Here is a 10,173-nt window from a genome sequence, read left to right on the forward strand (position 1 = left end):
TAAAATATTTTTAATCAAATGATTTTTTTATAGTGTGTTCTTTTTTTGCTAATTGAAGGTCATGTTTGATCATAATTTTAACTAACTCTTCAATTGGGGTTTTACTAGAGTTCCATCCTAATAATTTGTTTGCTTTTGATGGATCACCAAGTAAAGTTTCAACTTCTGCAGGCCTAAAGTATTTTGGATCTACTTCTATTAATACTTTGCCTGTTTTTTTACATTTACCGATTTCTTCTACACCTTTACCTTCCCATATAATATCAATTCCTACTTCTTTAAATGATAATTCACTAAAGTGTCTAATTGAATATTGCTTTCCTGTTGCTATTACAAAATCTTCTGGCTCTGGGTGTTGTAACATTAGCCACATACACTCAACATAGTCTTTAGCATATCCCCAATCTCTTAACGAATCTAAATTTCCTAAATATAATTTATCTTGAGTTCCTTCCGCAATCCTAGAGGCTGCAAGGGTGATTTTTCTAGTTACAAATGTTTCCCCACGTCTTTCAGACTCATGATTAAACAAGATACCGTTAACAGCATACATACCGTAAGATTCTCTATAATTTTTTGTAATCCAATATGCGTACATTTTTGCAACTCCATAGGGAGATCTTGGATAGAAAGGAGTCGTTTCCTTCTGAGGGATTTCTTGTACTTTTCCATAAAGCTCTGAAGTAGATGCTTGATATATTCTAGTTTTCTTTTCTAACTCACATATCCTAACAGCCTCTAATAAGCTTAACGTGCCTAAAGCATCTGTTTTAGCAGTATATTCTGGCAAATCAAAAGAGACTTTAACATGCGATTGTGCTGCTAAATTATAGATTTCATCTGGTTCAATTTGCTTAACTAATCTTATTAAGTTTGAAGTATCCGTCATGTCACCATAATGAAGTGTTATTTTTCTGTTAGAGTGCAGGTCTCTAATTAACTCATCAATATACAAGTGTTCTATCCTTTCCGTATTAAAAGAAGAACTTCTTCTGATTACACCATGTACTTCATATCCTTTTTCAATTAATAACTCAGCTAAGAAAGATCCATCTTGACCAGTTATACCTGTTATTAGTGCTTTTTTTTGTTGCATTATATTTCTATTTTTTAACTAATTGGTTATGAAATTACCATAATATGGGTCAAAGATATTGTTTTTAAAGTGAAAACCAATTATTAGTCTTTCTTGTTTACTCTTAAATTAAATTAGTACTAGTGTTTATGTCATGTACGGTAGGAATTCTTCTTAAAATACAGAACGTACTTATTTGTTTTAAATATTTAGTTATGAATTAATTTTAAATAAATGTTTTAATATAATTACATTTTAGTGATGTTTTTTTCTAAACTTTTAGACCAATTTAAAATCTCTAAATCAAAGGTGTCTATTATTTTTGATTTATCCATGACGCTATATTTGGGTCTTAATGCTTTGGTTACATATTGAGCTGTAGTTATAGGTGTTAATTTGATTTTAGTATTTGTTAAATCAAAAATTTTTTGTGCAAATTCATACCATGTTGTTTCTCCTAAGTTACTGTAATGATACAAGCCGAATTTGTTTTTATCACTCCTAATTATTTTTGCTATTACGTCTGATAAATCATTAGCGTTAGTAGGTGTTCCTATTTGGTCATTAATTATACTTAACTCAGTCTTTCTAGTTGCTAAATTAAGCATTGTTTTTACAAAATTATTTTTAAATTCTGAGTAGAGCCAAGAGGTTCTAACTATATAGTACTCATTTAAAATTGATTGAATTTCTTTTTCACCTTTTAACTTCGTAGCTCCATATACACCTAAAGGGCTTGTTAAATCTGTTTCTTTATAAGGTTTTTTAGCCTTACCATTAAAAACAAAATCTGTTGATATATGAATTAATATGACCTTAAATTTTTTAGAGGCTTGAGCTAAATTTCTGGCTCCAAAGACGTTTATATTATATGCTTTGTCATTATCATCTTCTGCTTTATCAACTGCAGTATATGCAGCACAATTAATGCAATAATCAAAGTTATTGTTTTTAAAAACTTGGTTTATTTGATTAACATTAGTAATATCCAATTCTTTACTATCTAAAAAAACAAAATCTAAAGTATTTAGCTCTTTAGATTTTGTTTTTAAACATAATCCTAGTTGTCCTTTTGAACCTGTTACAAGGATTTTTTTCATTAATATAATTCTTTTATTGTTGGAAGGATTTTATCTTTCTCTGAAACAATAAATAGCTCAGGATTAAGTTTCCAGTCTATTTTTAAGTCTTGATCACTATAGATTACACCACCTTCTGATGCTTTATTATAAACATTGTCACATTTATAATTAAACATTGCTGTATCGCTTAAAACGACATAACCATGAGCAAATCCTCGAGGCACAAACAATTGTTTTTTATTGTCCGAAGACAACTCTACAGCGATGTGTTGTAAAAAGGTTTCAGAATCTTTTCGCAAATCTACTGCTACATCCAATACAAGACCATGAGTCACTCTTACTAATTTTGCTTGAGCAAATTCTCCTTTTTGAAAATGAAGTCCTCTTAAAGCACCTTTATTAGAAAACGCCTCATTGTCTTGAATAAAGTTAACGGATTTACCTATTAAAGACTCAAATTTTACTTTATTATAACTTTCAAAAAAATAACCACGATTATCACCAAATACAGTTGGCTCAAAAATATAGCAGTCTTTAAGTTTTGTTTGGACTATATTCATGAATTATTGATTTACTAAACTAATTAAATGCTCTCCATAACCACTTTTAAGTAATGGTGTTGCTAAATCTATTAATTGTTGCTTTGATATAAATCCGCTTCTATATGCCGCTTCTTCAATAGCTCCTATTTTTAGACCTTGACGTTCTTCTATAACTTGAACAAATTGTGACGCTTGCATCAAAGAATTAAATGTACCTGTATCCAACCAAGCGGTACCTTTATCCAAGATTGATACTTGTAGTTTACCTTTTTCTAAATACACTTTATTTACATCTGTAATTTCCAATTCTCCTCTATAACTTGGTTTTATATTTTCAGCTATCTGTATAACACTATTATCATAAAAATATATTCCAGGAACTGCGTAATTAGATTTTGGTTTTTGAGGTTTCTCTTCAATAGATAATGCTTTACCATTTTGATCAAAATTTACAACACCATAACGCTCAGGGTCTGTAACATGATAAGCGTAAACTATACCTCCATCGAGATCATTATTTGATTTTAACAAATCGGATAACCCTGTTCCATAAAATATATTATCACCTAAAATTAATGCTACTTTGTCTTTACCAATAAACTCTTTCCCTATAATAAAAGCTTCCGCTAATCCGTTAGGAGCAGCTTGAACTTCATATTGAAACTCACAACCTAAATGCGAGCCATTCCCTAATAATTGTTGAAATAAGGGTAAATGATCTGGAGTTGAAATAATTAAAATCTCTCTGATACCAGCGTTAATTAAAGTCGCTAAAGGATAATATATCATCGGCTTATCGTAAATAGGCATCAACTGTTTACTTAATACTTTAGTTAATGGGTGAAGTCTAGTGCCTGAACCACCTGCAAGTATTATTCCTTTCATTTTTAACTCTTTTAATTAATATACTTCGCTAAATACCAATCTATTGTTTTCTTAATTCCAGATTCAAAATTCTCATCAGCTTTCCAACCTAATTCTTTTTCTATTTTAGATGCATCTATTGCGTATCTAAAATCGTGTCCAGGTCTATCTTTAACAAATGTTATTTGTTCTTTATAGGATTTACTAGATGGTCTAATTTTATCTAAAATTGAACATATACTGTCAACAATTGTTAAATTATTACGCTCATTTCTTCCTCCAATGTTATAAGTTTCCCCTGCTTTTCCTGTTTTATAAACTAAATCAATCCCTTTACAGTGATCAACTACATATAACCAATCTCTGATATTTTTACCATCACCATAAATTGGAATATTTTCACCTGAAATAGCTTTTTTTATAATAGTAGGTATTAACTTTTCATCATGTTGTTTTGGTCCATAATTATTAGAGCAATTTGTAGTCACTACATTCATTCCATAAGTATGAAAATAGCTTCGTACAATTAGATCTGATGATGCTTTTGAAGCACTATAAGGACTATTTGGAGCGTAAGGTGTCTCTTCTGTAAATAAACCGATTTCTCCTAAACTACCATAGACTTCATCTGTAGATATATGGTGAAAACGATTATTCTCCTTACCTTCTCTAAACTTGAAGGGAGATGTCATCCAATGTACTTTGGCAACATCAATCAAATTGAATGTTCCTGTTATATTTGTATCTATAAAAGCACTAGGATTAGTAATTGAATTATCAACATGAGACTCTGCAGCAAAATGAATCACTCCTTCAAATTGATATTTTAAAAATAATTTTTCAATTAACTCCTTATTACAAATATCCCCTTTAATAAAGGTATAATTTTTGTGATTTTCAATAGACCTTAAATTAGATAAATCTCCTGCATAAGTCAAATTATCAATGTTCACAATATTTTTTTGAGGATAACGATCTAGAAAATAATTAATATAATTAGACCCTATAAAACCAGCTCCTCCAGTTACTAATATTGTTGATTTACACATAAAACTTAAATTACTCGTTATGTTGTTTTAAAAAACGATTTAAATTAAGTAACATAATTACAATAAAAATAAAAATAAGTGTTAAAATGGGTAATGTATATTTTTTATAATCAGTCCATTTTGAAACATCGTAACCAGATGGTGGAAAATCAGATACAACATCTATAATATTTTGATTTAGGTTAAGTTCGTTTTCTAATTCTGTTTTTTCTTGTTTTAAAGAAAATAAAAGGGATGTAATCTTAGATTCATCAACTAATAATTCGTTTGGTTGGGAATTACCCATATAAAAATTTGTACCATTACTTCCTTTAGAATTCACAGATTTGTCAGACTCTTTAATTCTAATTGATAAATAACTATTATTTAAAGAGTCAAGTTTGTTTATTTGACTTTTTAAATCAGTGATTTTAGCCTTGATATTTATAATATTTATATTTTTTAGAGAATCTAAATATGGGTTTTTTCTTAAAAAGGCAATAAAATTATTTTTTAAATTTTTATAAATATTTTTATCTGTTGATAAAACAGCTAATTTATGAGCTGTAAAACTATAATTGTTTAAACCCTTTAAATAATCTTTAAAAGTTGACTTTAATTTTGAAACGGAATCTAATGTTGACCTATATTCAATATACATTTCCATTTGCGTATTTTTGTCAATATCAGGAACTATGTAAAAGTTTTTTATGTGACTAGCTTGTTCTTCTGTTATTTTTAATTGTCTTGCTATTTCCTTACTATCATGGTCTATTGATGCTAACTGTTTAAGATTTCGTATATTTTCATAAACTTGTCTAGTTGAATTAAAGTTTGTTTCGATAAACATATTAGCTCCATAATAATTTTCTTTATAACTATCTATTAAACAACCTAAAGAAAAACTTAGAATTAATCCTAAAGCGTACCATTTAGCAGAAGCAAATAAGTGTTTTAGAATAGCTATAATCAATTTATAAATAGTCATTACAATCTTCTCAAAGAAAGAATAAACTTTACCAAAAGCACTCCCTATTAAGTTAAAAAAGACTAATAAATCTACTTCTTCTGATTTATTATTATCGTTCTTGTTAGGTGATTCTTGACTCATTTTGTTTATAATTATTAATTAAATATTTGTTGTAAGATTTTTCTTGTAATTAGATAGGTTGGTTTGACACCAGAGGTTCCTAATCCTCCAGATGCTAGAGTACCTCCAGTTTCTAATGGGTTATCACTAGCGTAATAAGCATACCTTACTTTAACATCAGGACTTATACTAGCTCTAACTTTTGATGCTGCTTGTATGGCTTTTTGATAATGTGCTCCTTCCATTTCTAGTCCAATGACATTCCATGTTGAATTATAAAAGAATTTTAAAATATCCTTATTTTGTAAAGATGTTCCTAATACAGTTATCATTGACCCTTCAAAAACCTCAACACCTTGACCTTCTAAATCAGATTTACAAAGTTCGTTTTTAAATGGATAATTATCTGCTGTACCTTCAAAAATATGAGCAGAAGGAATCATAATATCTCCTTTTCCGCCTTCTAAAATACCTGCTTTTCCCATTATAGAAATAGACTCGATATTTAAATGCGTTTTTTCATCTTCATCAGTAAAAGGCTTTAAAAACTCGTCAATAGTCTCATAAGCTTGTTCACCAAAAGCATAATCCATCACAAAAAGCACAGGTGCTTCTGATTTATTATCTTGCTTAGGTAGATTTAAATCTGTTTTAGATAAGTCTATTTTTGAAGTATCAAAAATCTGAACATCAATATTTGTTCCTGATGTATCTTTAATATAAATCATCCCTTGCTTTTCAGCTTTTTGGATCACTTTATTTCGTAAGGCTTTATTATCACTTTGACTTAATGCTTCATAAACCTTAAAAATTTCTGATTTAGAGGTTTCTGCTTTTAAGGCTATTGGTGCGTAAAGCGTATTCATTACACTATGTAAATTTGCACTAATAATATGGATTGGTCTTTCTAAAAGTCCTTCTTTTTTAAGTGTTTCTTTTATAGTATTTGCCCAAATTTCGCCATGAATATGGTGTCCTAAACGCTCTCTTAAAACAGGGCTAAACGTTACAGTACGTTTATTATTACTAACCACTTCTTCAATAGCTAATTTACCTAACCAATATACAATTTGTAATAAACGTTCTGGTTTATTTGGAAGAGCAAATACATTGTATACACTTGATAACTCTTTAAACGTACGACCTAAAATATTAGCAGTATGTGTGATTGCTATTTCGCGTTCTTTTTGGGTTAACTTTTTCTTGTTAAGTACTGCAGCTTCTAATTTTTGCCAATCACGTGTTGTAGAACCGTTATCATCAATAATAACGCGTTTGCTTATTTTATGAGACTCGACAAATAAAAAGGTTAAATGGGTTAAAATATCGTAGATTTCAGATCGTCCTCTTGTAATCTCAATATTCATTTGCTCATCGTCAATTCTGTAACAATTTCTTCTACGTTTAGGCGGAATTATTGATTCAAAATGAGAGTCTTTATAACCTTCATCACTGGTTAAATTTATAAATCGGCATTCTTCAATACCATGAGGTAACCTGTCTACGACGTAAAGTAAGCCTTCAAGTTCTGCTTTTTCGTCAGCAATAGATCCATAAATTTCTGGTCTAAGCACTAATAATGCTTCTCTTAAGGTCTCTCCAGACACACCCATTGGCTTATAAAAACCTCTATTAAACAAGTGACGCATAGTTATATACATGCGCTCTATTGCATTTGAGCTTTCTTGAGCTCTCGTTCTTTCATGTTTCTTTATCATGCTACTCATATGGAATATTTAACGTTCAAAGATAATATTATTTAGGTAATAAATACCCTTTTAAAGCGTCTGCAATTTTACGATCATTGGCAAGACGTGGTATTTTATTTTGTCCTCCTAATTTTCCTATTGACTTCATATAGTTTTGAAATCCATTTTTTTCGACTTTACTAATCTGTAAAGGTTGCAGAACTTTGCCTGCTATTAAATCAAAATAGTAACTGTTTTGTTGTTGTAAAGACTGGTCTATTTTTTTCGCTAAAGCGGAAAGATCTTCAGGTTGATTTTCAAATTCTATAAACCATTCATGATACGGTAAACCTGATTTTGGGTTAATTTGAGGTGCAACTGTAAACTCGTTAATTCTAATATTTGTGTTTGCTGTTGCTTCTTTTATAGCTTGTTCTACTTCTTTACCAATAACGTGTTCGCCAAAAGCAGAAATAAAATGTTTTATACGTCCAGATACAATAACTCTGTAAGGTTTTGTGTCTGTAAACATAACTGTGTCACCAATATTATAAGCCCAAAGTCCAGCATTTGTTGAAATTAACATAACATAATTTACGCCAACCTCAACATCTTTAATGGTGATACGTTTTGGATTATCATCAAAAAACTCGTCCGCTTTTACAAACTCATAAAACATACCAGAATCCAATTGAAGTAACATCCCTTTTTGGTTTTGTTTATCTTGATATGCAAAAAAACCTTCGCTTGCTGGATATAATTCTATACTATCAACTTTACGACCTATTAGATTTTCAAATTTAGCTCTGTAAGGTTCGTAATTAACACCTCCGAAAATAAATAGATTGAAATTTTTAAATATATCACCAACCTTTTTACCTGTTTTAAGCTGTAGTTTTTCAAAATACATTTGTACCCAAGATGGAATTCCTGAGATAATAGACATATCTAAATTGACTGTCTCTTCTACAATTGCATCTACTTTAGTTTCCCAATCGTCAATACAATTAGTTTCCCAAGAAGGCATTCTATTTTTTTGTAAATATTTTGGAACATAATGTGCAACAATACCTGACAAACGACCTAACTGAATTCCGTTTTGCTCTGTAAGTATTGGGCTTCCTTGTAAAAAAATCATTTTACCATCTACAAACTTAGCGTTACCAGTTTCATGTATATATAATAGTATTGCATTTCTCGCTGCATTTACATGATTAGGCATACTTTGCTTGGTTAATGGTATGTATTTTGCTCCTGAGGTTGTTCCTGAGGTTTTAGCAAAATAAATAGGTTTTCCTTTCCAAAGCACATCTTCTTCTCCTGCAACTACACGATCTACGTAAGGTTTTAATGCTTCATAATCTCTTATCGGAACTCGGTTAACAAAGTCTTGGTAGGTCTTGATACTTACAAAATCGTGATCTTTACCAAAAGCGGTCTGAGTTGCTTCGCTTATTAATTCTTTAAAGACTTTATCTTGAGTTTCAATAGGGTTGTTGGCCCATTTTTGAACTTTTTTATATATGCGTTTTGCAAAGGGTTTTGCTAAAGCTGCTTTTATTGATAGCATTATTTAAAATCTATAAAATTAGTTGGGTTTACAGAATAACCATCACTCCATAATTCAAAATGTAAATGAGGTCCTGTAGTTAATTCTCCTGTATTACCAGACGTTGCAATTACCTCTCCTGCTTTAACTAAATCACCTTGTGCTTTAGTTAAAGAAGCATTATGCTTGTAAACAGATATTAGTCCATTACTATGCTCTAGAATAATTACAAAACCTGTTTGTGCTGTCCATTCTGCAAAAATTACTGTTCCGTCTGCTGTGGCTTTAATTGGTGTGTCTTTAGCTAAAACAACATCTACAGCAAAATGCTTGGTTTTACTGTTATAGCTTTGGCTTATGGTACCACTTGCCGGTGGAAATAGTACAAAGTTTGCTCTTGATGTAGCAGTTTCAAATAAATTATATTTATCCTCTTTATCTACTTTTTGTCTTAATAACGAATCTTCTTTGATTGGACTTAAGTCAATCTGACTTGCTTCTAATTTTGCTGCTTGTATTATTGAGTCTCTGTCAAATTGCACTGTACTTACTTCGCCTTTTAATACTTGTTTTATTGAAGCAAAATATTTTTCGTTTAAATCAATAACACGTTGTAAAGAGTCAGTTTTAGAACTTAATTTAACCGCTTTCTTTTTAAGTGAAGTAGAAGAATATCCAGGTATGTATTCTTTTAAAGGCGTAAATGCTATTAAAATAGTAGTAAATACAATTAATATAATTGCCGATAATGTACCTATTATAAATACATTTAACCGGTTTAAATTAAGAGATAAGCGCTCTTCAAAAGTATCTTCGTTTAATATTACTAAGCGATATCTGTGAAGTAATTTCTTCTTAATTTTTTTAGATTTTTTTTCGGGTTTTGTCATATTAAAAACAAAAGTAAATAAAATTTAGTCTAACAGCTTTAGCTAAAGCTAAAGTTAATGTTTTAACGTTATTATTAAAGTTTAATTATTAACTTTGTGATCTAAATTTAAAGTTATGATTTCAGCAAGTATATTTTTAGCAATTGGACCTTGGCAAATAGCTGTAGTAGTCGTTTTAGTATTACTATTATTTGGAGGAAAGAAAATCCCTGAATTAATGCGTGGTCTAGGTAGCGGAATTAAAGAATTTAAAGACGCTAGTAAAGAAGAAGAAATTAACGATAAAAAGTAATCTTACTTAATTATTATAAAAAAACCCAATGCATGATTTGATCATTCGGTTTTTTTAAATTGAATCCTTTAAA

Annotated in this window: 10 protein-coding genes; 1 reads left to right on the forward strand and 9 read right to left on the reverse strand. The window is 29.8% G+C overall.

The window, feature by feature from the left end; translation table 11 throughout:
• Positions 1-10: 10 nt before the first annotated feature.
• The 9 genes from gmd to ITB9_RS11185 form a co-directional block, all read right to left on the reverse strand.
• Positions 11-1,096: a GDP-mannose 4,6-dehydratase gene (gene gmd / locus ITB9_RS11145; RefSeq protein ID WP_054852285.1), complete on the reverse strand. Its 1,086-nt coding sequence runs from the start codon at positions 1,094-1,096 to the stop codon at positions 11-13.
• 227 nt (positions 1,097-1,323) lie between these two features.
• Positions 1,324-2,175: a dTDP-4-dehydrorhamnose reductase gene (gene rfbD, locus ITB9_RS11150; protein ID WP_054852286.1), complete on the reverse strand. Its 852-nt coding sequence runs from the start codon at positions 2,173-2,175 to the stop codon at positions 1,324-1,326.
• Positions 2,175-2,717 carry a dTDP-4-dehydrorhamnose 3,5-epimerase gene (gene rfbC, locus ITB9_RS11155; RefSeq protein WP_054852287.1) on the reverse strand — a complete coding sequence of 181 codons (543 nt, stop codon included), beginning with the start codon at positions 2,715-2,717 and terminating at the stop codon, positions 2,175-2,177. The genes rfbD and rfbC overlap by 1 nt, the downstream gene beginning before the upstream one ends.
• Positions 2,718-2,720: 3 nt before the next feature.
• Positions 2,721-3,584: a glucose-1-phosphate thymidylyltransferase RfbA gene (gene rfbA, locus ITB9_RS11160; protein ID WP_054852288.1), complete on the reverse strand. Its 864-nt coding sequence runs from the start codon at positions 3,582-3,584 to the stop codon at positions 2,721-2,723.
• Between the two features lie 11 nt (positions 3,585-3,595).
• Positions 3,596-4,612 carry a dTDP-glucose 4,6-dehydratase gene (gene rfbB / locus ITB9_RS11165; RefSeq protein ID WP_054852289.1) on the reverse strand — a complete coding sequence of 339 codons (1,017 nt, stop codon included), beginning with the start codon at positions 4,610-4,612 and terminating at the stop codon, positions 3,596-3,598.
• 10 nt (positions 4,613-4,622) lie between these two features.
• Positions 4,623-5,702 (reverse strand): hypothetical protein, encoded by a 1,080-nt coding sequence (locus tag ITB9_RS11170; RefSeq protein ID WP_054852290.1) that lies wholly within the window; start codon positions 5,700-5,702, stop codon positions 4,623-4,625.
• Between the two features lie 14 nt (positions 5,703-5,716).
• On the reverse strand, positions 5,717-7,408 hold the full coding sequence (locus tag ITB9_RS11175) for a hypothetical protein (protein ID WP_054852291.1): 1,692 nt from the start codon (positions 7,406-7,408) through the stop codon (positions 5,717-5,719).
• 28 nt (positions 7,409-7,436) lie between these two features.
• Positions 7,437-8,939 (reverse strand): GH3 auxin-responsive promoter family protein, encoded by a 1,503-nt coding sequence (locus ITB9_RS11180; RefSeq protein ID WP_054852292.1) that lies wholly within the window; start codon positions 8,937-8,939, stop codon positions 7,437-7,439.
• Positions 8,939-9,808, reverse strand: coding sequence for a M23 family metallopeptidase (locus ITB9_RS11185; protein WP_028606661.1), 870 nt, complete (start codon positions 9,806-9,808; stop codon positions 8,939-8,941). Before ITB9_RS11185 ends, ITB9_RS11180 begins: the two co-directional genes overlap by 1 nt.
• A gap of 115 nt (positions 9,809-9,923) precedes the next feature.
• On the opposite strand from ITB9_RS11185, the gene tatA reads away from it, so the two are divergent.
• Positions 9,924-10,100 carry a twin-arginine translocase TatA/TatE family subunit gene (gene tatA, locus ITB9_RS11190; protein WP_054852293.1) on the forward strand — a complete coding sequence of 59 codons (177 nt, stop codon included), beginning with the start codon at positions 9,924-9,926 and terminating at the stop codon, positions 10,098-10,100.
• The last annotated feature ends 73 nt before the right edge of the window (positions 10,101-10,173 follow it).

Origin of the sequence: Olleya sp. ITB9, from assembly GCF_001315805.1 — a bacterium.
Lineage (GTDB): Bacteria > Bacteroidota > Bacteroidia > Flavobacteriales > Flavobacteriaceae > Olleya > Olleya sediminilitoris.

What these genes read in the sequence shown, in the direction of transcription:
- gmd (WP_054852285.1), bottom strand. Translation starts at nt 1,096, where the DNA reads ATGCAACAAAAAAAAGCACTAATAACAGGTATAACTGGTCAAGATGGA.
- rfbD (WP_054852286.1), bottom strand. Translation starts at nt 2,175, where the DNA reads ATGAAAAAAATCCTTGTAACAGGTTCAAAAGGACAACTAGGATTATGT.
- rfbC (WP_054852287.1), bottom strand. Translation starts at nt 2,717, where the DNA reads ATGAATATAGTCCAAACAAAACTTAAAGACTGCTATATTTTTGAGCCA.
- rfbA (WP_054852288.1), bottom strand. Translation starts at nt 3,584, where the DNA reads ATGAAAGGAATAATACTTGCAGGTGGTTCAGGCACTAGACTTCACCCA.
- rfbB (WP_054852289.1), bottom strand. Translation starts at nt 4,612, where the DNA reads ATGTGTAAATCAACAATATTAGTAACTGGAGGAGCTGGTTTTATAGGG.
- ITB9_RS11170 (WP_054852290.1), bottom strand. Translation starts at nt 5,702, where the DNA reads ATGAGTCAAGAATCACCTAACAAGAACGATAATAATAAATCAGAAGAA.
- ITB9_RS11175 (WP_054852291.1), bottom strand. Translation starts at nt 7,408, where the DNA reads ATGAGTAGCATGATAAAGAAACATGAAAGAACGAGAGCTCAAGAAAGC.
- ITB9_RS11180 (WP_054852292.1), bottom strand. Translation starts at nt 8,939, where the DNA reads ATGCTATCAATAAAAGCAGCTTTAGCAAAACCCTTTGCAAAACGCATA.
- ITB9_RS11185 (WP_028606661.1), bottom strand. Translation starts at nt 9,808, where the DNA reads ATGACAAAACCCGAAAAAAAATCTAAAAAAATTAAGAAGAAATTACTT.
- tatA (WP_054852293.1), top strand. Translation starts at nt 9,924, where the DNA reads ATGATTTCAGCAAGTATATTTTTAGCAATTGGACCTTGGCAAATAGCT.